Here is a 24026-nt window from a genome sequence, read left to right on the forward strand (position 1 = left end):
ACTGTGACTCAGAACACATCCCACGCCGTCATGGCGCAGCGCGCCGAGGCGCACGACAGCCTGGATTTCTTCCCGACGCCGCCCTGGGCGACGCGGGCGCTGTGTGAGTTTCTTGGTCCGCGCCCCAATGGCACGGTCTGGGAGCCCGCATGCGGCGCCGGGCATATGGCCCGCCCCCTCGCCGAGTATTGGGGCCGCGTCGTCGCGACCGACGTGGCGGCGGATCAGATCGGATACGGCCAGCGCCTCGACTTCCTCCTGGAGCCCCGCCCGGCCGAGATGCCCACCGGGAAGCTGGACGCCATCATCACGAACCCGCCGTTTCGGTTGGCCGCTGCGTTCGTGCGGCATGCGCTTCCGCAAGCTGCTGTCGTCGCCATGCTGGTTCGCACGGCGTTCCTGGAAGGCGGCGAGCGGTGGCGCGACCTGTTTGACCCGTACCCACCCGCGACGATCGCCCAATTTGCCGAGCGCGTGCCGATGCACAAGGGCCGCTGCCTGCGCGCGGCGTCCACGGCCACGGCCTACTGCTGGATCGTGTGGCGCCATGACCCTCATCGGATCGGTGGCACGGACTTCCGTTGGATCCCGCCCGGCACCCGCAAGCGCCTGGAACGGCCCGGCGACTATGACGACGACGCGCGCGTCGAGGCGGGTGCGGCATGACGGTCCTCCTCGCCCTCGACATCGCCACGCACTGCGGGTTTGCGCGCGGCTCCATTGCCGGGCACCGCGCGACCACGCCCATTGAGGCGGCGTCGGGCGTACGCGCGGCCCAGCCCGAGGGCGGCACGCGGGCGTTTCGGGGGCCGCTGGGCGAGGCGATGGCCCGGTTTGCGGACTGGCTGTGGCGCACCACCGAGGGCGTGGACCTGCTGGCCTATGAGTGCCCGATCCTGCCCCGGACCACGACCATCGACACCATCCGGCGGCTCGACGGCCTGGCCGGGATCGCGGCCATGGTGGCGCACAAGCGCGGGCTCCCGGAGCCCCTGACGCCGCAGCCCGCAGAGATCAAACGGCATTGGGCCGGGTCAGGCCGGGCTGAAAAGACAGACATGGTCAAAGCCTGTCGGGATCGCGGCTGGACCTGCGTGGACGACAACCACGCCGATGCGCTGGCGCTGTGGGATTTCACGGTGGCGCAGATCGCCGCGGGGCTGTGGCGGCCGAAGTCGATTTTTCGGCCGGCGACCGTCGGGGCAAAAATCGACGCGCCGCGCGTGCGGCGGAAGGGGGCGGCGTGACGCACCTGTTCCCACCGCCGCCCCAGCCGACCGAAATCATGGTGGATAGCTTCGCCGGGGGCGGCGGGGCCTCGACCGGCATCGAGATGGCGTTGGGCCGCTCGCCCGACGTGGCGATCAACCACGATCCGGTCGCCATCGCCATGCACACGGCGAATCATCCCGACACCCGGCATTTCTGCCAATCGATTTACACCGTCAGCCCCGCCGAGGCGACGCGGGGCCGGCCGGTCGGCCTGCTGTGGGCCAGCCCCGACTGCCGCCACTTCTCGAAAGCCAAGGGCGGCAAGCCGGTGTCGTCCGGCGTGCGGGACCTTGCGTGGGTGGTGGTGGAATGGGCGCGACGGGCGCGCCCGCGCGTCATCATCCTGGAGAACGTAGAAGAGTTCCAGACCTGGGGGCCCATCGACCGCGCCGGCAAGCCGTGTCCCGAGCGAAAAGGCCAGACCTTCACCCTCTGGGTGGCGCAGTTGCGGCGCCTGGGCTATCGGGTCGAATGGCGCGAGTTGCGGGCCTGCGATTACGGCGCGCCGACCAGCCGCAAGCGGCTGTTCGTCATCGCCCGCCGGGACGGCCAGCCCATCGTCTGGCCGGAGCCGACGCATGGCGCCCCGGACAGCCCGGAGGTGCGGGCTGGTGCCCGCAAGCCCTGGCGCACGGCGGCGGAGATCATTGATTGGTCGCTGCCGGTGCACTCCATCTTCCTGTCCCCGGAGGAGGCCCGCGCCGTCGGCGTGAAGCGCCCCCTGGCCGAGGCCACCTTGCGCCGCGTCGCGCGGGGGATCGTGCGCTACGTGCTCGATCATCCCCGGCCCTTCGTCATCCCGGTCACGCATGGCGGGGACGCCCGGTGTTGGGATTCGCGGGAACCGTTGCGCACCATCACGACCGCCAAGCGCGGCGAGATGATGGTGGTGGCGCCGTCGCTGGTCCGGACCGACATGCAATCCGGCGCCAAACGAAACGGGGTCCACGATCCGGGCTCCCCGCTCCGCACCATCACAACGGGCGGGGGGATGGCGATGGTCGCGCCGACCCTCGTGCAAACCGGCTATGGGGAGCGACCCGGGCAGGCGCCGCGCGTGCCTGGGCTCGACAAGCCGCTGGGAACGGCGGTGGCGAGTGGTGCCAAGCACGCCCTCGTGTCCGCCTTCCTGGCGCGGCACTACGGCGACCAGGGGCAGCGCCCGGGCACCCCGCTCGACGAGCCCACCAGCACCGTGACGGCGGTCGATCACAATTCGCTGGTGACGGCGCATATCCAACGGCAGTTCGGCCAGTCGGTGGGCAGCGCAACCGACGCGCCCTTGGGCACCGTCACCGGCGGAGGCGGCGGCAAGGCGGCGGTGTGCGCCGCCCACCTGACCCAGTTCCGGGGCAGCAACCAAGGCAACGGCGGCGACATCACCGCGCCGGCCCCGACCGTCACCGGCCAGGGCACCCATGTCGGCCTGATCGCGCCGTTCCTGACCCGCTACTACGGCGAGGGCGGGCAATGGGCCGCCGTGGACGATCCGCTGTGCACGGTCACGACCAAGGACCGCATGTCACTGGTCACGGTGCACCTGGACGGCGTGCCCTACGTCGTCACGGACATTGCGCTGCGGATGCTGAGCCCGCGCGAACTGTTCCGCGCCCAGGGGTTTCCGGACGACTACCGGATCGACATCGAGATCGACGGCCGGCCGGTCAGCAAGGCACAGCAGGTGCGCTGCGCGGGTAACAGCGTGTGCCCGCCGCTCGCCGCCGCGCTGGTGACCGCCAACGTGCCCGAGATGGCCGCCGCCCCGCTGCCGGATGCGTGTTCGACTGAGGAGGTGGCCGCGTCATGACCACCCTCCGCCCCTACCAAAACACAAGCGTCGCGGCGATTCTGGCCTATCTCCAGCGCGGGGAATCGCCCCTCTACGCCCTGCCCACGGGCGGCGGCAAGACGGTGGTCGCCGGGTCGGTGCTCCAGACCGTCGCGGCGCCGGACCATGGCTGGCGCGTTCTCTGGCTGGCGCATCGGCGGGAACTGATCCGGCAGGCGAGCAAGGCCCTGCGCGTCGCCGGCATCGACCACGGCATCATCGCGCCCGACCACCGGTTTGACGGCACCGACCGCGTGGCTATCGCCAGCGTGGACACCCTGCCCCGCCGGGTTGACGCCTTGGCGCCCTGGCTTGACGGTGTCCGGCTGGTGGTGGCGGACGAGTGCCATCACGCCGTCAGCCCGAAGTGGCAGCGGGCCATGGCCGCCTGCCCGTCCGCTCAGCGCCTCGGCCTGACCGCGACACCGTACCGCCTCGATGGCCAGGGGCTCGGACACATCTTCTCCGCCGCCGTGCGCGGCCCGAGCATTCGCGCTCTGATCGACGACGGTTATCTGGTCGAGCCCAACGTCTACATGCCCCGGACGGACCTGGATCTGGGCGGGCTCAAGCGGCGGTTTGGCGATTGGAAGACCGGTGATCTGGTGAACCGGGTCGACCGGCCGGACATCACCCGGGTGGCGTTGCGCTGGTATTCGGCGCGATTGGCTGGAACGCCAACCGTCGTTTTCTGTGCCAGCATTGAGCACGCGACGCACGTTGCCGAGGCATTCGGGGCCGCCGGGTGGCGCGCGGCTGTCGTACATGGTGGCACGCCGGAGGCGGAGCGAGACGCGATCTTCGCCAACTTGGCAACCGGCCGGCTCCAAATCGTCTGCAACGTCGAGATCATCACCGAGGGTGTGGACGTGCCGCGCATCGGCGGGGTGATCCTGCTGCGGCCCACTCAATCGACGGCCCTGTATCTCCAGATGATCGGCCGGGCCCTGCGCCTGTTGGAGGGCAAGGCATTTACCCCGATCATCGACATCGCCCGGTGCAGCGCCATCCACGGCCTACCGGATGAGGACCGCCCGTGGCGCCTCGACACGGGGCTTGCCAACGGACGGCTCCAGCAGCTCGTCGAGGCCACGCGGGTGTGTCCGAAGTGCGCCCGCGTCCACCGGCGGGTTGATCCGGCCTGTCCGGGCTGTGGATACCGCGTGCCCCAGGTGCCCAAGCCGGTCGCGACCGCGACCCGTGACGGCGACCGCCCGAGCGGCTTCCCTGGGCTGACCGTGCAGCAGGTCCGCGACATGCCGTATGGCCGTCTCCTGACCCTGGGCACGGACAAGGCGGCCCTCATCCGCATCGCCAGCATCCGAGGCTACAAGCTCGGCTGGGTGAGCCGCATCCTCGATGAGCGGCGACGCACCTCCGCCCCCGTTCAACGCGCGACGGGCGCCCGCAGATGGCGGAGGGCAACGGGATGAGCGACCGGCCGCGCGACTACCTGATCCGCCCCCGCGACGCCCGCGCCGCGACCTCACGCTGCGCCGACATTCTGCACGCAGTGGCACACGAACGCGGCTGTTCCGTTGCAGCTATAAAGGGGCTGAGACGGACGTCGGCGCTGATCGCCGCGCGCCGGGAGGTGGTTCGACGCTCGACCCTGGCGGACGTCTCGGCCGCCCGCATTGGCCGGGTGCTCGACCGCGACCACACCACCATCCTGTATCACCAGAGCGTGTTGGGGCTGCGATGAGCGCGGGCCGCCCTTGGTACAAACGATACCCGGCCGATTTCATTGCGGCGACGATGCACCTGAAGCTGGAGGAGAAAGGCGCCTACAGCATCGTGCTCGATCTGCTGTACGACCGAGGGCAGCCGATCCCCGACGACTCCCCGTACATCGCCCGCGTGTGCGGATGCTCCACGCGCCGATGGAACCAGATCCGCCAGACGCTCCTCGGCGACGGCAAACTCTACGTGACAGACGATGGTGGCCACCTGAGCAACACCCGCTTTGACCGTGAGGGGCCGGAGAACCTGGAGGACGGTGAACGCCGCCGGGCGAACGGATCGAAAGGAGGGAAAAAGCGGGCGAAAAATCGGGCTAAGTCGAGCGATATCAACGATATAGCTCCGGATGGGCTTGAAACACCCGACAAGGCCCCGGAATCGCCTGCCGAAACGCGTTCTCCGTTTTTTCCGGAGAAAAATCCGAGAGAAGTTCAAGATAAACCGGCTGAAAAATCGGAGAAATCCAGCGATATCAATGCTCTGGGTTCGGATCAGCTTCAACCAAGCCAGAGTCCAGAGGCTAGAGTAAGGGAATCAATCAACATCACCCGGAGTTCTCCCTCCCGCGCGTGCGCACAACGCGAGGGGCCGGGTGACGATGACGATCCTAAGCCCAGCGATGACCCCATCGAGCGACCGAAGGGACGGCCCGTCGCTCAGACCGACTGGCCCCCACAGCCCAGCCCGGAGACCCGTGCGGCCCTGGCACTGATCGAAGCGGCCAAGGCCGGGCTGCGCGCTGGCGGCGTCGGTGTGAACCCTGCGCCTGCCATGGGCGACCTGGAGACCGCCAAGCGCTGGCAAGCATCCGGAGCGGACGCAGAAACCGTGCGATGCGTCGCCGAGGCGGTCAGCGCGTGGCTGCACGGCAAGGGTCGCGGACCACCCGCGTCCCTGGCGTACCTCGACAACCGCCTGTCCGAGGCGTTGGCGAGCCCCGAGCCGCTGTTGATTCCCGCCGAGCCAAGAGGACCCCGCCATGACGCCCGCCATTGCACACCCCGCCCCGCCAGCGCCCACAATGCCTTCGTTGCCGGCTTTGCCCGCTTCGCTGTCGGCGATCCTGACGGCTGAGACCGAATGGCGCTTCCCACCCGGGGGAGACCCCTACGAGGTCCAACGACGCCCGTGGTCGCCTCCCGCCAGCGTCACCGCGGAGCAACTGAACGCGGCACGGGCGGCGCTGTGCGAGATCGAACCCATGCTGAGGCCGGCCCGCCGCCAGGACGTCAGCGCCCGTGTCATGACCGCCCTGGCGCATTTCTACGTCGCGGCCATGCCGGAGGGGATTCACCAGCAGATCGCCGCCGATTGGGCCGATGCCCTCGGCGAGTTTCCCATGTGGGCAATCGCTGAGGCGTTCCGGAAGCACCTGCGCACCGAGGATCGGAAGCCGACCATCGCAGCCATTCGCTCGCGCTGCCAGGACCTGACGGCCAACATGCGGCGGCGGCGAGATCGCCTCCAGCGGCTTTCGGAGGCCGCATGACGACCGAACCCGAGCCTCCCCTCGCAGATCGTCCGACCGACCGGCCGACCGATCCGGTCTACCTGCTGGTCGTCGCCCTGGTTCTGGCCCATGCGCCGTGGCCGTCCGCCCGGGTCGTCGCCGGCATGCTGGGTCTGTCCGAGCAGACCGTGCGTCGGCGGGTGGCGGCCCTGACCGAGGCCGGACACCTGCGCAGCCGTCCCGGCCGGAGTTGGCGGGTCCGGCGCATCATCGAGGCCCCGGGCATCGGCTGCACGGCGGCGGACCAAAGCCAGCACATCGAGGTCCTCCGTGTCCTGGCCGCGCACCCCGAGGGCCTGTCCGTCCCGGCCCTGGCCCATGCGATGCTCGTGCCCCGCTCCCGGGCCCGCCACCTGATCCGGAAAGCCTGGACCTTGGGCCGGGTCGAGCGGGCCACGGGCTCGTCCGACGGCGGCCTGACGCGCTACTGCCTTTCGGCGGATATGGCCCCGCCCGACCGTGTGCCTGGACAGGCACCGGAAGCGCGGACGCGCGTGGTGAGCCTGTTGGCGGCCCTGAGCGCCGAGGAGCCGGACGCGGACCCGGACCCGGAGGACGTCGAGGCCGGCGCCTGGATGCAGGCGGAGATCGAACGGCGCGCGGGGTGATCGCCGCCAGAAGCGAAGAGCAGGTCACTCCGATGTGACCCACAAGTGACCCGTGGTGTCCTGACCGGCGCAGCACCCAACGCTCTGAGCGTGACGGGACATCGCGCACCGTAGGCCCATCAACCAGCCCAGGAGGTGTGTGGTGGCGTCCGCCGATCTGAATGACCGTCAGCGCGCGTTTTGCGAGGAATACCTCGTCGATCTGAACGCGACGCAGGCCGCCATTCGGGCGGGATACGCTGAGGATTCCGCGGCCCAGCAGGGATGGGCGCTCCTCAGAAACCCGAAGGTTTTCAAGGAAATCAACAGGTTGAAAGCCGAACGGCGCCAGCGGCTTGAGGCCGATCAGGACGCCATCATCCAGGAGTTGACCTGTCTGGCGATGTACGACGCGGGCGAGATCGCCGGAGCCGAGGTCAGCAAGCCCGGTGATATCGGCAAACTGCCCGAGCACATTCGCCGCGCCATCGTCGGCTGGAAATGGGATCGGCACGGCAACCTCGTGCTCGATCTGGCCAGCAAGACGGCCGCGCTCGACCTGCTGGGCAAGCACCTGGCGATGTGGATCGAGCGGGTCGAGCACGGCGGAACGGTGGAGATCACCGACACCGAGCGGGCCAAGCGCATTGCCCAGATGCTGGTCGCGGCCCAGAACCGCAAGGACGGGGGCGGCCATGCCGGGTGATGCCGCCGTTCCCGACATGGCGCCCCCCGATATGGCAAACGTGGAGCGGTTGCTCCCGTACCTGACCGACGCCGAGCGCGCCGAACTGGACACGCTCCTGACGGCGGGCGTGCCGATCTGGATGCCCCTGCCCGGCCCGCAGACGGACGCCTACCACAGCGAGGCCGACGTCCTGGGCTACGGGGGTGCTGCCGGTGGCGGCAAGTCGGACCTCGCCATCGGGCTGGCACTCACCCAGCACCACCGCGCCGCCATCTTCCGCCGTGAGTCCACGCAGTTGACCGGCGTGGTGGATCGCCTGACCGAAATCCTGGGAGCGCGGACCGGCTACAACGGCTCGGAGAAGATCTGGCGCCTGCCCGACCGCCGTCAGATCGAATTCGGCTCCTGCCCCAACCTGGGGGACGAGGAACGCTACCAGGGCCGGCCGAAGGACCTGCTGGTGATCGACGAGGCCACGCACTTCCTGTTGCTCCAGGTGCGGTACCTGATGGGCTGGGTGCGAACCACGCGCAAGGGCCAGCGGTGCCGCACCGTGTTGACGTTCAACCCGCCGACCTCGGCCGAGGGACAGTGGGTGATCGAGTTCTTCGCCCCCTGGCTGGACGACACCCACCCCAATCCGGCCAAGCCGGGCGAACTGCGCTGGTTCGCCACCCTCGACGGTAAGGACGAGGAGGTCCAGAGCGGCGAGCCGTTCGAGCACAACGGGGAGACGATCGTGCCGCAGTCGCGGACGTTCATCCCCTCCCGCATCGGCGACAACCCGTTCCTGGTCAAGACCGGCTACATGGCGACGCTTCAGGCCATGCCCGAGCCCCTGCGCAGCCAGATGCTGCACGGCGACTTCAAGGCCGGCATGGAGGACGACCCCTGGCAGGTGATTCCCACCGCCTGGGTGATCGCCGCCCAGGACCGCTGGCAGGCCCGCCCGGTGGCCAAGGGCGACATGACCGCCATGGGCGTCGACCCCGCGCGCGGCGGCCGCGACGAGTTCGTGGCCGCCTGCCGCCATGGCGCCTGGATCGACGAGTTGAAGACCTGCCCCGGCACCGAGACCCCGGACGGCGCCTATGGCAGCGCCTTCGTGGTGCAGCACCGCCGCGACGATGCGCCGGTTCACATCGACGTGATCGGTTGGGGCAGCAGCACCACGGATTTCCTGGCCACCAACGGCGTTCATGTGGTGCCCGTGAACGGCGCCGCCGGCAGCACCGGCTTGACCCGCCAAGGCGACCTCCCGTTCGTCAACCTGCGGGCGGAGGTGTGGTGGCGCGCCCGCGAGGCCCTGGACCCGGCTGGCGCGGACCCGATCGCCCTGCCGCCGGATGCGCGCCTGCGGGCCGACCTGTGCGCCCCGAAGTGGACCCTGCGCAACGGCGGCATCCTGGTCGAGGCCAAGGAGGAGATTCAGGCCCGCATCGGTCGCTCGCCCGACCGCGGCGATGCCGTGGTCTACAGCCTGATCGACACGCCCAAGCGCGCTATCGCCAACATGCTGGCGCGCCGGGCCGCCCGCGCTGGCCGTGACTGGAGGACGTTGTGATGCCCCGCGCTTCTTCGTCACAAGCCCCTCGGCCAGACGGCGGGTTCATCTCGCCGCAGGCCCCGCGCCGAGCGCCGACCCAGGACCCGGCGGTGGTCGCCGCCAACCTGGAGCGATTCCGTCTCGCCCACGCCGGGCACCAGAAATGGGCGGAGAAGGCGGCCGAGTGCGTGCGGTTCTACGAGGACGAGCAGTGGACGCCGGAGCAGCGCGCCGAGTTGGAGGCCCAGGGACGCAGCGTCCTGGTGCTCAACCGGATCAAGCCGGTGATCCGGACCGTGCAGGGCTTCATGCGGCGGAACCGGTACGAGACCGTGTTCAAGCCGGGCAACGACGGCAGCGGCACCAAGGAGGCCGCCGAAGCGCTGTCCATGGTCTCCAAGCAGATCGACGAGCGCAATGGCTCGAAATGGGTCGATGCCCAGGTGTTCCAAGACGGGGTGCAGACCGGGCGCGGGTTCTGGGACGTGCGGCTGGATTTCGAGAGGAACGCCCTGGGCGAGGTGCGGATCCGGGAACTGGACCCCTTCTCCACCTACATCGACCCGGAGGCCAGCACTTATGAGCCCGATGGCTGGAACTTTGCGACCGTCACCCGCTGGATGAGCCTGCGCGAGATCGAAGTGCTGTTCGGACGCGCGCTGGCTGACGACCTGCAAGCCGACGAGCAGAGCGGCATGCCCAGCCGGGGCGACTACGGCGTGGAGCCGGCCGACGAGATCACACCGGATCGCTCGTTCGGCCTCGATGAGTTCCTGGCCGATCCCTACGACACCACCCAGCCGATCCTGGGCACCACCAGTGATTTGGGGGGGGGCCGCCTCGGCGGCGCCTTCAACCCGGTGGAGCACGTCAACCGCGCCCGCCGCCTGCTGCGCGTGCTGGAAACGCAGCATTGGGAGCTGCGCGAGGTCTGGCGGGCCACCGACTACACCACCGGCCAGCGCATGACGCTGCCGCCGTCCTGGGATGATGCCAAGATCTCCCGCCTGATCGCCTGGAACGAGGTGCGGGGCAATCAGGTGGGCATCGAGCGCGCCGTGATCCGGGCCGTGCGGTGGACCGTCACCTGCTGCGACCGGGTGCTGTTCGACGACTGGTCGCCCTACCAGACCATGACCATCGTGCCGTTCTTCCCGTACTTCCGCCGCGGCAAAACGCAGGGCCTGATCGAGAGCCTGATCGACCCGCAGGTCGAGTTCAACAAGTCCCGCATGAACCGCCTCGACATCATGACCCGCACGGCCAACGGCGGTTGGGACATCGAGAAGGGGCAACTCGACGACGAGGCCATGCGCACCCTGGAAGAGCAGGGCTCATCGCCGGGTGTCATCATCGAGCGCAAGGCCGGCACGCCGCCCCTCGCCCGCATTCGTCCGGACATGCCCTCGCCCGCCTGGAAGGTCTTCGAGCAGGACGCCGCCACCGACATCAAGGAAATCAGCGGCATCAATGACTCGGCCATGGGGCACATCGACCGCGTCCAGTCGGGCCGGGCAATCGAGGCCCGCCAGCGCCAGGCGTTGAACGCGGTCGAGCCGGATTTCGACAACCTCGCCCGCTCCCGCGAGATCAAGGCCCGCGTCATCCTGGGCATGGTGCAGCGGTACTACACCGAGGAGCGCATCATCCGGGTGCGGGGCGAGATGGACCGCGAGCAGACGGTGACGATCAACCAGCGGGATCCGGCCGGCAATATCATCAACAACATCGCCGTCGGCGCCTACGACGTGGTGATCGACGAGACGCCCGTGTCGTCCAGCTACATGCAAGCGCAGTTCGAAGAGGCCATGGAACTGCGCGAGAAGGGCGTGCCGATCCCCGACGACATCCTTATCAAGTCCAGCAGCATCGCCGGCAAGGACGCCGTCATCGAGCGGATCGAGGAGGCCCAGGCCGCGCAGCAGGCCGCCGCCCAGGCCCAGCATTTCGCCGCCACCGCGCAGATGGGGCTGCCGCCCGGCACCCCCCTGCCGCCGATCACCGCCGGCGCACCGTTCGCCGTCACCGCGCCCAGCCCCCCGATGGGCAACGGTCAACCGGGCGCGCCCCGTCCGGGGCAGGCCGCAGCCCCCCAGGGCGCACCGCCCATGCCCGGCCCCTCCCCTGCACCCGGCGCGCCCATGGCACCGCCGTTCCCCCAGAGAGCGCACACCCAGAGACCCGGGCCCCGGAGACCCATGCCATGACCACGACCCCGATGCTGACCGCCGCCACCGCGCCGGGAACCCATGACTGGATCCGGTTCGACCGCCCCATGCAGGAGGGCATTGTCACCATCGCCATCACCGGGACCGCCACGGTGCAGATTGAGGGGTCGGATGACGACGGTGCGACGGCGTTCGCCATGGGCGACGCCATCAGCGCCGAGGCCGGGCTCCACACCACCCGGCTGGTGCGCCTGCTGGACGCGGTGCGGGCCCGCGTGGTCGACATCGCGCCCGGCGGCTCGGTCACCACGCGCCTGACCCTGGGGGCCTGACGGATGACGTCGGCAGGATGGTGGCGCGGCACCCATAACGTGATGCGCGGTCCAGTGATGGGCACCGGGCAGAACCCGGTGGACAACAGTCCGGGCGACGGAATCGCACCGTTGCCCATCATCCCTCTGGTCACGGCCGGGGTGGTCCAGCCGGCCGCGACGTTCTCGCGCGCCTCCGCCGCGACCTGGTGGGATGGATCGGCGTTCCGGGCGGTCGATCCCAACGTCCCGCGCGTCGAAGGTGGCGCGCTGGTCATCGAACGCGCCGCGACCAACACCGCGTACCAGTCCACGGACATAGGGGCGCTTTCGTCAAGCTCCGGCACCATCACCCGACGGGAGCCCTTCGGCGTCGGATCCTGGGCCACGCTGACCGCCAACGCGGACGGGTCGGCCCTGCTGATCGGCGCCGCCGACGGCATGACGGTCGGGGAGACCTACACAATCTCGTGTTATGCCCGCGCGAGGACACGCGACCAGATCTTTTTGCAGGGCCGGGAACATCGGTATCCGAAAACGATATTCGACCTCGCAGCGGGCGCAATCCTCTCTGAAGCGTCCGAGTACACCAGCACCATCACTCTCCTTGGCACCGCCGTCTTTCGCTGTTCCATCCGGTTTGTTGCGGACACTGCGGGATCCTACATCGTCGCGCTCGGGTTCACGGCGCAGACCGGGGACTCGGTCGATTTTTACGGGCGGCAGCTTGAGCGCGGGCCCGGTCCCACGTCCCTGATCGCCACCGGCAACGGCGCCGCAACGCGCGCCGCCGACGTCCTAAGCCACGCGCCCGCCACGGCCGGCACCGTGCGCCTGATCGGCACCGACGCCGAAGGCACCGCGCACCCAGCCCAAGAACCGCTGATGGAGCCTGTCACCGCCGCGGTCCCCTGGGCCGCGCCGGCCGGCCGATGGTCGGACATCTGGGTGGAGGTGGCCTGATGGAGATCCTGTATCTGTGGGCGCCGGATGAGGCCGCGTTGATCGCCGCCGCGCGGGATGCCGTGCCCGACCTGCTGGACGGCGACACCTGGGTGGTGCGTCGCCCCGACACGCAGTCCGGATATCCGCGCACAGCCGATGGTGCGGTGATGCTGGATGTGGCCGGCATCCAGCCGTGGGAGACGGAGCCAGAGTACGAAGCGAACGGCGGTGTCGTTGCGGAGGGCGTTCCGGTGGGTGGGTACCACGCCAATCTCACCTATCACGCGGTCGGCGCGGCCCGCGCCCAGGCGCTTCGCACGGCCCTGGAGGCACGCGGCGGAGAGGCGCGCCACCCGGACACACCCGTGCGGGTGTTTGCCTAGCCCCCTTTGAGCGCCCCCCTTTGAGCGTAACGGGACATCCCTGACGGTCCAGGCAGTTGCCACCGCGCCTGGACCCCGCCCATGCCCGCCCTCCACGCCCGCCAGAGCCGCCGCACCGGCCCGCCCACAAAGCTGCCGCCGCTGTACCGCGCCGGGGAGCCGCATTGGGTGGTGGCCCCCTGCGAGGGGGGCGTCGTTCGCGTCGTGGCGCAGGCGGGGGACATGCGGATCACCGACCGCCACGCCTTCATCGCGTTCGACCTGTGCCGCGCGCTCAACCGGCATGTCGACCTGGACGGCACCTGGGTGGTGCGCTGGATCGAGCCCACGGATCCCGGTTTGAACCCGGACGGAACATTCCGGTTCGCGGAGCCGACCATCCTGGAAGCCTGCTACCTCGACCGGGATGACGACTGCCAATTCATCCAGACAAATGATGACGCCCTCAACGTCCTGATGATCGCGACAACGGAGTTCTTCCTCCATCAGGCCGAGGACGCGATGGCCCAGTGGCGGGACATCGAAAAGGCCGCCGAGATCGCGCCGCACCAGAAAAAGCGCAGTGAGCGCGACGGGACATCGGAAACCCTCTTCTTCTGACGGACGCGCCGCCGAGACAGGCGCCCGGGCCGCCGCCGGAACCACGGGCGCCGCCGCAGGCCACCGCGATAGTTGGGCAGGAACCAGCCATGACGACCCAGACCGCATCCGCCCCCACCCCCAACACCGGGGACGACCGTTCCGAAGTCGAACTTGCCGACGCGGACGACCTCGACGCTCTGCTTGCCGCCGCCGACGCCATCGAGGATGGCGACGACGATGGTGAGGACGGCGTCCAGGACGTCACCGTATCGGACCAAGATGGCCCGGGCGCCAAGGAGCCGGGTGCGGATCCGAAGCCAACCCCCGGAGCGCCGCCGCACGACAGCGCGCAGGCGGATGGCAATGGACAGGAACAGGGGCAGGACCGGGCCGATTTCGTGCCGCGCGCGCGCCTCAACGAAGAGGCACGCAAGCGGCGCGAGTTGGAAGCGCGCATCCAGGAGCTGGAGCAGGGCAAACAGGGAGGGAACCAGCAGAACGCGCCCGAAGCCCCGCCGTTCGACCCCGACACGGCCCACAAGGCGCTGCACCAAGACGTTCGGAAGGTCAAGCAGCAGGTCGCGGAACTGTTCGACAAGGGCGACATCGGCCTGGCCGAGCTTCGCCGCCGCGAAGCTGCGATTGACGACCGGGCCGAGGAACTGGCGGCCGAGATCGACGCCAAGGCGCGCGACCGCGTCCGGGCGGAACCGGCGGAGGCCGGGGACGAGGATTTGTCCCTGTCGCTGGCCACCCGACGCCTGGAGCAGGCGCACCCGTGGGCGCGCCAACTGAGCCAGGCGGACGCCGAGTTCCTGACCCAGGCCGCTGTGTACGACCTCCGTCAGGCGGGGCGCGCGATCCCGACCCGGCGCGACGGCACCCTGACCTCCGAGGGAACGCTGATGTTGCGCGCGGCCGTGGTGCAGGCGGGCTACCGGTACGGGGTGGCCCAGCGGATGGGGTATCAGCCCCAGCCGCGTCCGACCCAGCCGGGCTCCCAGCAGCCATCTCAGCCGCAGCCGCGCCCCGGCCCATCGCCAAACCAGCGCCGGACCAAGGCGGACCTCGCGGCCGCCATGCCCCCTGACCTGTCCCAGGCCGGCACCACCGGCCCCGTCTCCGATCTGGATCGTCTTACGGCAAGCGCACACGAAATGTCCGAGGCCGACCTCGCCAGCGAGGACCCCGGACTCCTGGACCGGATGATCGCCTCGTTCGAGTGACGGGGTGATCGGGTTCAGGGCAATCAGGAGCCCAAGGCCATGGCCTTCACCGACTTCGGGTCCTTCAACGCCCTTCAGAAGAAGATTTTCTCGGCCAAGGTTCTCCAGATGGGCCGGGACGGCACCATCCTGTTCAACCCCAAGCAGGGACTGGCGAGCAAGTCGACGAATTCCTGCATCCAGCTCATCACCGAACTGACCAAGACGGAGCGCGGCGACAAGGTCATCATGCCATTGGTCAACGATCTGGTGTCGGACGGTGTTGCCGGCGACAACGATCAGGATGGGCATGAGGAAAGCCTGATCGCTCAGGACCTCGAAATCACCATCGACATGCTGAGCCACGCCGTCCGCAACAAGGGTGTGATGAGTGAGCAGCGTACCGTGATCCGGTTCCGCTCGACCGCCCGGGAAAAGTTGGGCAACTGGCGTGCCCAGAAGCGCGAGGAGATCGGCTTCCTCGTCCTGGCCGGTCGCTCCTTCACCTACAAGCTGGACATGACCGCGCGCCCCTCGTCCAGTCAGCTTCCCGCCCTGGCGTTCGCAAACGACGTCACGGCGCCCAGCGCGAACCGCGTGGTGTTCCCCGGATCGGTTACCACCACGGCCGGCCTGAGTGCTGCGAACAAGATGTCCTGGAACGTTTTGCTCCAGGCGAAGACCAAGGCCAAGCGCGCCAACATCAAGCCGATCTACCACGAGGGCCGCGAAACCTACGTGACGATGATCTCGCCGGAGCAGGGGCGCGACCTGAAGCAGGACCCCGATTACATCGCCATCACCAAGGACGCCGGCTCGCGCGGGGCCAAGAACCCGCTGTTCTCCGGTGCCATCGCGATGGTCGATGGCTTGGTGATCTACGAGCACAACAAGGTCCCCACCAACCGCGCCGACACCACGGGATGGGGCGCCGGCAACGACGTCATGGGCGCGCAGGCCCTCCTGCTGGGCGCGCAGGCGATGGGCGTGGCCGAAGTCGGAAGCTCCGAGTGGGCCGAGGACAAGCAGAAGGACTACGGGCGCAAGCCGGGCATCGCCTACTCGTCGATCATGGGCTTCAAGAAGCCGGTGTTCGAAGACCCGCAGACCCTGACTGAGGAGGATTTCTCGGTGCTCTCCATCTTCACGGCGGCGGCGTAAGGCCCCGCGCTCGGGCCGGCCGGGGCGGACCACCCCCGGCCGGCTTCCTGCATTCCATCCGAAGGAGACCCGGCCATGGCTGCCGTGACGACCTACCGCGAGTACAAGACCGACCTGCCCCATGTCGTGGGTGGGGTGTCCACCGTCTTCTGGGAAAAGCTCCTGGCCGCCAACGCGGCCGATTCCGGGGACACCATCGAGTGTTTCGACCTGCCGGGCGGCGCCCGCATCACCGATTGCTCCATGAGCGTCGGGGGCACCCTGGGCGCCGGCTGCACCGCGGCCCTCAAGGTGGGGGCGACCGCCCTGACCAGCGCGACCACGGCGGGCGGAGCCGATACCGAGCGCATGAGCGTGCACCCGCCGGCCGCATCCACGTCGTCCCAGACCGTGCAGATCGCCATCGGCGGCGCCGATATCGCGGCCAGTGCCGCCGCGAAGGTGATGGTGCAGTACGTGATGGATCGGTAAGGAGGGCCGCCCAGATGTTGCCCCCCTCCACCACTCTGTGGCTGGTCTTCGACAAGCACGCCGACCGCCCGCGCCCGCACACCGCCGTGGTCGGGGACGCCCGCGAGACCATCACGTTCCAGGATCCGGCGACCCCGGTTCCGCTGGAGGAGGCGTGGGCGCGCGTCTTCCTCGGCAACCCGTCGTTTCAGGTCATCTCGCCCGAGGGCATCGAATACGATGGCTCTACGGCCGGTGTCCCCCTGCCCCAGGAGACCGTACAGCGCCTGTTCGCGGCGTTCACCGCGCCGACGCCCCTCGACGGTGTGGTCGCCCTGCCCCCGCCGCTCACCCTGCCCCCGGGCTATCTGATCGCCCGGGTGACCGACCTGGATCGCTGGGGCTTGATCCGGCACGCCAATATCCTGGCCGGAGAGGATCGGTTCGGGCGCGACGCCGTCAAGGCGGACCTCGAAGCCTACGTCACCCAGGCCCTTCAGGACGATCCCGTCGTGGTCGGGGACGTCCTCGCCGGTCTGGACGCCGAACGCGAGCCGGACCATGGCCGCGATTCTTGACGCCGGCGCGATCGCCACCCAGGCGCTGCGCGCCATCGGGCATCTCGCCCCCATCGACAGCGCGGCCGATGCGGCGGAGCACCAGATTGCCCTGACCTGGCTCGATATCGTGCTGGCGGAGCTGGCCGAGACCGAGCGCCTGTGGCCGTTGGTTCCGACCGCGCAGGCCGTGCCCCTGGTGGCCGGGCAGGACTCCTACCGGCTGGCCATGCATGTTGTGCCCCAGTTCGCCGTGGTCACGCGGCTGGGCCTGCGGGACGCTGCCGGGCGCGAAACCCCCGTCGCCCTGGTCCGCCGGGCCGATTGGGACGCCATCGACGACAAAACGGCCGTCGGCATGCCCGAAGCCGCCCACTTGCTCGACGACGAAGCGCAGACCCTCCGCCTCTGGCCCACCCCGGCCGACGCCAACCGGACACTGGTGGTCACCGGCCAGCGGCATAGCGCGGACATCACGACACGCCGTGGCGGGTCGGTGCCGCACGGGCTGTCGCCCGGCTGGAACCGCTTTCTCATCAAGGCGGTCGCCGCCGAGATCGCGGGCGGTCCCGTGCTGACCCTCCCGGTCGGTGAGCGCGACCGCCTGCGCGCGGAAGCGATGGACGCAAAGGCGCGCCTATTGGCCCACCGAGGGCGCGAGCAGGTGGACCGGCCGCGCCGGGTCCGCCCCTGGGGCCAGTAACGGGGAGTCGGATCCATGGCCACGAACCGCATCACCATCCCGGATTTCCAATTGGCCAACCCCGCCCACGCCAATGCGGTCGTGACCTTCTATGCCGTGGATGGCGCCGGCGCCCGCGCGGACACCCTGGTGACACTGTACGACGGATCGACCGGCACCGGCACCCTCGCCAATCCGCACACCCTGGACAGCAGCGGAAAGTTCCGGGTGCCGGTCTACATCGAGGCGCCGACCATCGCCCGTATCGGGTCCACATCCCTTGGCAGCTACGAAACGGGAATCATCGGCACGACCGGCGTTCAGAGCGCCAACGCAGCGGCGGTCAGCGCGGCGGCCGCGAGCGCGAGCGCCAATGCCGCCGCGAACAGTGAAAGAGGGGCTGTAAACAGTGCCGCCACGGCATCCGGGCATGCGACCGCCGCCGGCCGAAGCGCCAGCGCGGCCTCGACGTATGCCGCGGCCGCGTCCAACAGCGCCCGCGCGGCGGCCGCGAGTGCAGCCAGTATTACCCTGCCCGATGCGCCGGTGGATGGGCAGGTGCCGCAATGGGACGATGCAACCGGGGCCTATGTCGGCCTCCCGGTTGGAAACGGGCCCCACGCCCTTGGACAGCGCGACGCAACCGGCGTGCTGCCGCGGGCAACCCTGGCCGTCCTTGCCCTTGATGCCGACGCCGAGGCCGCCGCCGGCATGCGCTACATCTGCGACACGCGCGGTGGGACGTTCACACTGACCCTGCCCGCCGCCCCAGCGGATGGCGACGTCCTTGAAGTGCTGGACGCCCATGACAGCTTCGCCACCCACCCCCTGATCCTTGCCCGCAACGGCCACACGATCGTCGGCACGGCGGAGGATTTGGTCTGCGATCTGGCCCGTGCCGCCTTCGCCCTGGTCCACGCCGGGGGCGACTGGAGACTTGTCTGATGTCGAACCTCTCCCTCATCACCCGTCCGAAAACCCTGCGGTCAGCGTGGTTCACCAAGCCCGGAACCCATACCTTCACCCTGCCCATGATTGCCGATGACTGGATCGAGGTGTTCGTGTTCGGCGCCGGCGGTGGCGGCGGCAAAGGTGCCAGCAGTTGTGTTGGCACCGGGGGCGGCGGCGGCGAATGCGCGTCCGCCCTGATCAACCTCGGCGCCGGCAACACGACCCCCACACTCACGATCGGCACCCGGGGGAGTGGGTCGATGAGCACAGACACACCCGGGACGGCGGGCGGGACGTCCAGCTATGGCACCCTCGTGACCGCCATCGGTGGCGCCGGCGGAAAAGCCGGAACAGCCGGCAACACCATGGGCGGCGCGGGCGGCACCGGCGGGGCGACGGCGACCGACGCCACCGTCAAAGCCCTGGGACGGTGGCGTGGTGGCGCCGGCGGGTCCGTTCCGACGTCTCGCCACCAAAACAACGGATGCGGGGGCGGGGGCGGATCCGGCTCTCCGTTCGGCGACGGGGGCAATGGCGGGGCCGGTGGCGCGCGCCATTCGTCCTACTCTGCTGGCGGTGGCGGCGGAGGTGGTTGGGGCGGCGATGGTGGCAACGGCGGCGATGGCGGCAGTTCGTCGAGCCAATACGGAAGCGGCGGCGGAGGCGGCGGCATCCGTCATAAGGGGGGCAACGGCACGATGGGCCAGTATGCGTCCGGCGGCTCCGGAGGAGGAACGCTGGGGCAGGGTCCCGATGGAGACACCTACATGAATATCTCCTTCGGCGGCGCGGGCTTAACCATCGCCATGGCGGTCGCCGGACCGACAAACCTACCGCCCCCCGCCCAGATCCTGCCCACCGCAAAGGAATGGCACCACATCCGGGATGTCATCGGGGGCGGTGGGGCTGGGGCCATAACGCGGTCTTCACGGCATAGCTTCGATGGCCAGCCCGGTGCGGCCGGCGGCGGCGGCGGCGGCGCGGGCGGCGGCGGCGCCTATGATGCGGGGGGTGGTGGCTTCGGCGGCGGCGGCGGCGGTTTGTCCGGGGGGTCCAGCGGCCGCATAGCCGGCGCCGGTGGGTTCGGGGGCGGCGGCGGGGGCGGCGCGGGCTACAACAACAGTGGCGGGCATGGCGGCAGCAGCGGCGGCGGCGGCGGTGCGGGCTACAACAGCTCGTACGCATCCGGTGACGGCGGCGATGGTGCCATCCTCATCTACTACTACGCCTAGGAGGCCGGCGTGCCCAAGGCCTGGATCGAAGACGGCCGCGTGCGCGATGTCGCGCCCGGCGATCCCAATACTTTCTATCACCCCAGCGTGGCGGTGCATTACGACACCGAGGTACCGGAAGGCACCCGGAGCGGCGCCACCTACGTCGACGGCATGTGGGCGAACCCGGCCCCACCCGAACAGATGCCGCAGCCCCTACCCTCCCTTGCCGACCGCAAGGCGGCCCTGCGCGAGGCCGTACGAACGGAGCGCACACGCCGCCTCGACAAAGGGATCCTGATCGAGGGCGTAGGCCCCCTGCGGACGGGCGACGGCGATCGGGCGATGCTCCAGGGGGCGGTTTCCCTCCTTGCGGCCGATGAGACCCTCCAAAGCCTGGACTGGGAGGTTCAGCCGCACACCTGGGCAACGATCGACCGGCATACGCTAGCCGCGATGGGCCGAACGGTCGCGCTGCATGTGGAGTCCTGCTTCTCCCGATCGCGCGCACTCGTCGAGTCCATCGAGGCGGCGGTCGATCACACGGCACTTGATGCGATCAACATCGGCGACGACGCGAACTGGCCTTCCTGAGGGAGCAACACAGCATGCCCGCCCAACGCATTTTCCAGTTCGACACATGGCAGCCCGGGTACGCGGGTTCGACGGTCTATGTGCGCGACGGCAGCGGCGCGCTGGCCGCCGTGTTCACCGACGAGGCCCTGACGCAGCCGGCCCCGAACCCGCAAATTCTGATCCAGACCACGGACACGGCCGGCGTCTCCTATGGCAAGTTCGCCGAGCCGATCTACACGGCGGCCGACTACGCCCTCGATATCGACACCACGCAGCAGACCGGGGTGCAGCGCCTGCCGCTGACCACATTGGCCGGTCAGGACGCATCCCAGGCCGAGGTGACGGCGACCAACGGCACGGTGGCGCGTCCCCTGGCCGCGCGTGCGGCGGACGTCATCCGCGCCCTGGACCATGGTGCCCTGGACGACACCAGCACCGCAGCGAACACGGCCACCCTTCAGGCTGCCATCGGCATCGCCGCCGCCGCTGGGGCGGGCGCCGTTCTCGTGCCCGCCGGCACTTACCAGATCAACGCGATCACCATTCCGCAGGGCGTCATCCTGACCGGCGCCGGCCGGGGCGCCACCATCCTGGTCAGCCAGATCGCGGACGATGTGGTCACGATCGCCGGGGACGATGCCGGGCTGGCCGACCTGACCCTGGACGGCGTCAACGTGGTGGCCGGCGGAATCGGTATCGCCTCCCAGGCTGTCACCGGCCTGATCCTCCGCCACGTCCAGATCGCGCGCTTCGCCACCGCCATGCGGCACCAGGGCGGGTTCGATCACCGCTACACCGACGTAAGCGTCTACGCCTGCGCCGAGGGGCCCCGGTTTCTGGGCGACGCCGCCGAGGACGTCGGCAACACCTTCACGGGCTTGCACTGGGTGGGCGGAAAGGTCAGCGCGACCACGACCGGCGCGGCCGTCGCCTTCGAGGCCGATGACCGGCCGGTGGACCACAACGCCCTCGTCCACGTCGAGATCCTGGACAACATCGGCACAGCGGGCATCACGCTGGTGGGGGCGCAGTTCACCACGCTGGAACGCTGCGCCTGGGAGGGCAACGTCAACATCCTCTCGGTGGAGGATTGCACCAACGTGGACCTGCCGGACCGGGAGGTGATCTCGCTGCGGGTCCTGGGCGGGAGTATGGCCGACGGCACCATCGCGCTCGACGGGCTGTGCCAGGACATCGTGTTCGAAAGCGTCGAGATCGTCGGCGCCGATTTCGTCATGACCACGCCGGTCCACAACATCCTGCTGAAGAACTGCACCGAGTACGGCGCCAGGGCCAGCGGCTCCGAGCCGCGCAAGCTGACCCGGTTCCGCGACATCCACCGGGGGGGCGTCATCGGGTTGACCACGGACGGCGACCCCGTCGTGGCCTGGGCGCTCACCCTGAACCCAGGTGAGGTGGCCATGATCGAGGTGCGGGCGACGGGCCGCGCGCTCAACAACGCGACGGAATACGCGGTCTACCACACGGAGCAGGCGGCCCGCCGGCCGGGGGCCACCCTGCCCTACGACAACCGAACCACGGCCTTCTCGATCGGCAGCACGGTCCAGGGCGCCGACAGCGGCGCCACGGCCCTGATCGTGGCGGACGACAGCGACGACACCACGGGCACCCTGACGCTGTATGACATCATCGGGACCTTTGAGGACAACGAGATCATCACCGAGACCGGCGAGACCACCGGCTCGGCGCAGGTCAACGGCGCCCTCGGTTTCAATGCCGTGGCCCTGGCCGGCTCCACGGTGTCGCACGTCTCCGAAACCGGCGGCACGGCTTCGACATGGGGCGGCCTGTCCTTCGCCGCCTCCGGCCCCGAGATCCAGGTGAAGGTCGACGGCGACGCGAACGACGCGGTCGAGTGGCGCGTGGACTGCCGGGTCACGATCTGACGCAGGAGACGACGGCCCATGGCCTGGGAAACCATCCCCCTCGACGCCCCGGTGCTCCAGAACGTCGCCGAAACCGCCCTGACGCACGGCCGGGCCAACGCGGCCCTGGAAAACGCCTTCGTCAACGAGATCGGGGCCGTGTGCCGGATGCCGGGCCTCGTCCCGTTCGCGCAATTGGGCGGCGGCGGCCGGGTCACCCTCACCGACTGGCGCGGCGACCTGATCGCCATCACCTCGGCGGGTCAGATGTGGCGGGTTTCCGCAACCGGCGCCAGCACGGACCTGACTGGCGTGCCGGTCTCGGGCGGCGGGCGGCCGATCGTGGCAAAGACCGAGGACGAGCTGGTGGTCGCAGCCGGCGGCCCCATCGTGCGGCTGGCTGGCACCCGGACGGAACGGCTGGCGCGGAGCGCGCCGGATTCCACGCACGTCTGTTTCGTGGCCGGCTATCTGGTGGCCATCGAACCCCGCTCCGGCCGGTTCTACCACTCCGCCGTCGGCGACTACGATTCCTGGGACCCGCTCGACGTCTTCAGCGCTGAGGGGAAGCCCGACGACCTCAACGCCGCGATCGTGACCCCCTACTCCGAGCTGCTGTTGTGCGGCCCGCAGTCGGTGGAGCAGTTCGACCCGGTCACGTCCGGCACCCAGCCGTTCTATCGCCGCTGGCAGATCGGCGACGGCGTGCTGGCGCCCTACACCCTGGTCGCGGCCAACAACGGCGTCTATGGCGTCAACCAACGCTACGAGTTTGCCCGGTTCGCCGGCCAGTACAGCGAAGACGCCGGCCCAGCGGTGGGCCGCACCCTGGAGCGCGTGGACGACTGGACCGGCGCCTGGTCCGCTGAACTGCTCATCGAAGGTCAGAAGTTCATCCTGCTGCAAGCCCCGCAGGCCACCACCTCGCACGACACGACGGGCGTAACCCTGCTGTTCGATGTGCGCCAGCAACGCTGGTCGGCGCTCTACGGCTGGGACGCGGCGGTCGGTGCACCGGGCCGCTGGCCGGGCTGGTCGCTTCTGCGCCTGTGGGGCCGCTGGTTCGTGGGGGGTGACGGGGGCCGCATCTACGAGATGACCCCGACGGCGTACGATCACGCCGGGCAGGTGCAGCCGGTGCTGCTGCGCACCGGGCACTGGTCGATGAAGGGCCACCGGACCCGCGTCAACCGGAGCCGGATGCGTCTGCGGCGGGGCGTCGTCGGCTCCACTGCCGCCGAGCCCGTGCTCTCCATCCGCTGCAACCGCGATAACCGGGGCTGGTCCTCCTGGCGCCGCGTCGGGTTGGGCGTGGCCGGGGACCGCACGCTGGTGGTCAACACGGGAGCCTGGGGCGCGGCGGATTCCTGGCAATGGGAGATCGCGGCCACGGATACAGCACCCCTGGAGCTGCACGAGTTCCAGGTGGACCAAGACAAGGTGTGAGCCGATGGCCGTCCAGCCCCCCACCGTTCCGCAGCCACCCCGCCTGACCGGCAACGCGCAGGCCGACAACAGCGCCCTCGCGGATTACATGTGGTCGCTCTACAAGGCGCTCGTGCTGCACCAGGGCGGCCCGATCCAGCGCATTTCCGCGCTGTCATCCGTGGAGACGCCCGACGTCGCGACCGGTATCGCGGTGTCCGCACCCCCGACGCAGAGCGACGTCGAGGCCCTGGTCGAGGCCGTGCAGGCGCTGAACGCCACCGTCACGGCGCTGGTGCGGGCCGCGCGGGGGGAGTGAGGGGCGGCGCCCCTGTCTGAACCTGCTCTTAAGGATCAAG

The 24026-nt window shown here is 69.6% G+C and carries 26 protein-coding genes; all 26 read left to right on the forward strand.

Going from position 1 to position 24026, the window contains the following annotated elements:
- Positions 1-3 precede the first annotated feature (3 nt).
- The 26 genes from GGD82_RS12100 to GGD82_RS12225 all read left to right on the forward strand — a co-directional run bounded on the left by GGD82_RS12100 (position 4) and on the right by GGD82_RS12225 (position 23986).
- A complete protein-coding gene (locus GGD82_RS12100) occupies positions 4-666 on the forward strand; it encodes an SAM-dependent methyltransferase (RefSeq protein WP_246163888.1) in 663 nt (220 codons plus the stop codon).
- A complete protein-coding gene (locus GGD82_RS12105; protein WP_150062495.1) occupies positions 663-1247 on the forward strand; it encodes a hypothetical protein in 585 nt (194 codons plus the stop codon). The genes GGD82_RS12100 and GGD82_RS12105 overlap by 4 nt, the downstream gene beginning before the upstream one ends.
- Positions 1244-3079 (forward strand): DNA cytosine methyltransferase, encoded by a 1836-nt coding sequence (locus GGD82_RS12110; RefSeq protein WP_211364771.1) that lies wholly within the window; start codon positions 1244-1246, stop codon positions 3077-3079. The genes GGD82_RS12105 and GGD82_RS12110 overlap by 4 nt, the downstream gene beginning before the upstream one ends.
- Positions 3076-4533 (forward strand): DEAD/DEAH box helicase, encoded by a 1458-nt coding sequence (locus GGD82_RS12115; RefSeq protein ID WP_150062494.1) that lies wholly within the window; start codon positions 3076-3078, stop codon positions 4531-4533. Before GGD82_RS12110 ends, GGD82_RS12115 begins: the two co-directional genes overlap by 4 nt.
- Positions 4530-4805, forward strand: coding sequence for a hypothetical protein (locus GGD82_RS12120; protein ID WP_170284288.1), 276 nt, complete (start codon positions 4530-4532; stop codon positions 4803-4805). Before GGD82_RS12115 ends, GGD82_RS12120 begins: the two co-directional genes overlap by 4 nt.
- A complete protein-coding gene (locus tag GGD82_RS12125) occupies positions 4802-5917 on the forward strand; it encodes a YdaU family protein (RefSeq protein WP_150062492.1) in 1116 nt (371 codons plus the stop codon). The genes GGD82_RS12120 and GGD82_RS12125 overlap by 4 nt, the downstream gene beginning before the upstream one ends.
- Before the next feature lie 127 nt (positions 5918-6044).
- Entirely contained in the window at positions 6045-6332 is a 288-nt protein-coding gene (locus GGD82_RS12130; protein ID WP_150062491.1) for a hypothetical protein, read from the forward strand.
- Entirely contained in the window at positions 6329-6961 is a 633-nt protein-coding gene (locus GGD82_RS12135) for a MerR family transcriptional regulator (protein ID WP_150062490.1), read from the forward strand. The genes GGD82_RS12130 and GGD82_RS12135 overlap by 4 nt, the downstream gene beginning before the upstream one ends.
- Positions 6962-7103: 142 nt before the next feature.
- Positions 7104-7646, forward strand: a complete 543-nt coding sequence (locus GGD82_RS12140) for a terminase small subunit (protein WP_170284287.1) — start codon at positions 7104-7106, stop codon at positions 7644-7646.
- Complete coding sequence (locus GGD82_RS12145) at positions 7636-9192, forward strand: terminase family protein (protein ID WP_170284286.1); 1557 nt, start codon at positions 7636-7638, stop codon at positions 9190-9192. The genes GGD82_RS12140 and GGD82_RS12145 overlap by 11 nt, the downstream gene beginning before the upstream one ends.
- Positions 9192-11381 (forward strand): portal protein, encoded by a 2190-nt coding sequence (locus GGD82_RS12150; protein WP_150062488.1) that lies wholly within the window; start codon positions 9192-9194, stop codon positions 11379-11381. The genes GGD82_RS12145 and GGD82_RS12150 overlap by 1 nt, the downstream gene beginning before the upstream one ends.
- A complete protein-coding gene (locus GGD82_RS12155; protein WP_150062487.1) occupies positions 11378-11674 on the forward strand; it encodes a hypothetical protein in 297 nt (98 codons plus the stop codon). The genes GGD82_RS12150 and GGD82_RS12155 overlap by 4 nt, the downstream gene beginning before the upstream one ends.
- 3 nt (positions 11675-11677) lie before the next feature.
- On the forward strand, positions 11678-12616 hold the full coding sequence (locus tag GGD82_RS12160; RefSeq protein ID WP_150062486.1) for a phage head spike fiber domain-containing protein: 939 nt from the start codon (positions 11678-11680) through the stop codon (positions 12614-12616).
- Positions 12616-12981 (forward strand): hypothetical protein, encoded by a 366-nt coding sequence (locus GGD82_RS12165; RefSeq protein ID WP_150062485.1) that lies wholly within the window; start codon positions 12616-12618, stop codon positions 12979-12981. The genes GGD82_RS12160 and GGD82_RS12165 overlap by 1 nt, the downstream gene beginning before the upstream one ends.
- 81 nt (positions 12982-13062) lie before the next feature.
- Positions 13063-13581, forward strand: coding sequence for a hypothetical protein (locus tag GGD82_RS12170; protein ID WP_150062484.1), 519 nt, complete (start codon positions 13063-13065; stop codon positions 13579-13581).
- 89 nt (positions 13582-13670) lie between these two features.
- Positions 13671-14789 carry a hypothetical protein gene (locus GGD82_RS12175; protein WP_150062483.1) on the forward strand — a complete coding sequence of 373 codons (1119 nt, stop codon included), beginning with the start codon at positions 13671-13673 and terminating at the stop codon, positions 14787-14789.
- Positions 14790-14828: 39 nt separating this feature from the next.
- Positions 14829-15929: a N4-gp56 family major capsid protein gene (locus tag GGD82_RS12180; RefSeq protein ID WP_150062482.1), complete on the forward strand. Its 1101-nt coding sequence runs from the start codon at positions 14829-14831 to the stop codon at positions 15927-15929.
- 75 nt (positions 15930-16004) lie between these two features.
- On the forward strand, positions 16005-16400 hold the full coding sequence (locus GGD82_RS12185; protein ID WP_150062481.1) for a hypothetical protein: 396 nt from the start codon (positions 16005-16007) through the stop codon (positions 16398-16400).
- Between the two features lie 14 nt (positions 16401-16414).
- Positions 16415-16957 (forward strand): hypothetical protein, encoded by a 543-nt coding sequence (locus GGD82_RS12190; RefSeq protein ID WP_150062480.1) that lies wholly within the window; start codon positions 16415-16417, stop codon positions 16955-16957.
- The gene (locus GGD82_RS12195; protein ID WP_150062479.1) at positions 16941-17639 is read left to right on the forward strand and encodes a phage adaptor protein; all 699 of its coding nucleotides are present in this window, start codon (positions 16941-16943) and stop codon (positions 17637-17639) included. The genes GGD82_RS12190 and GGD82_RS12195 overlap by 17 nt, the downstream gene beginning before the upstream one ends.
- 15 nt (positions 17640-17654) lie before the next feature.
- Positions 17655-18563: a hypothetical protein gene (locus GGD82_RS12200; protein ID WP_150062478.1), complete on the forward strand. Its 909-nt coding sequence runs from the start codon at positions 17655-17657 to the stop codon at positions 18561-18563.
- Complete coding sequence (locus GGD82_RS12205) at positions 18563-19801, forward strand: glycine-rich domain-containing protein (protein WP_170284280.1); 1239 nt, start codon at positions 18563-18565, stop codon at positions 19799-19801. The genes GGD82_RS12200 and GGD82_RS12205 overlap by 1 nt, the downstream gene beginning before the upstream one ends.
- 9 nt (positions 19802-19810) lie before the next feature.
- Positions 19811-20374 carry a DUF4376 domain-containing protein gene (locus GGD82_RS12210; RefSeq protein WP_150062477.1) on the forward strand — a complete coding sequence of 188 codons (564 nt, stop codon included), beginning with the start codon at positions 19811-19813 and terminating at the stop codon, positions 20372-20374.
- Positions 20375-20388: 14 nt separating this feature from the next.
- Positions 20389-22263: a right-handed parallel beta-helix repeat-containing protein gene (locus GGD82_RS12215; protein ID WP_150062476.1), complete on the forward strand. Its 1875-nt coding sequence runs from the start codon at positions 20389-20391 to the stop codon at positions 22261-22263.
- Between the two features lie 18 nt (positions 22264-22281).
- Positions 22282-23688, forward strand: coding sequence for a packaged DNA stabilization protein (locus GGD82_RS12220; RefSeq protein ID WP_150062475.1), 1407 nt, complete (start codon positions 22282-22284; stop codon positions 23686-23688).
- Positions 23689-23692: 4 nt separating this feature from the next.
- Positions 23693-23986: a hypothetical protein gene (locus GGD82_RS12225; RefSeq protein WP_150062474.1), complete on the forward strand. Its 294-nt coding sequence runs from the start codon at positions 23693-23695 to the stop codon at positions 23984-23986.
- Positions 23987-24026: the final 40 nt, after the last annotated feature.

Source organism: Roseospira marina (assembly GCF_014197855.1).
Lineage (GTDB): Bacteria > Pseudomonadota > Alphaproteobacteria > Rhodospirillales > Rhodospirillaceae > Rhodospira > Rhodospira marina.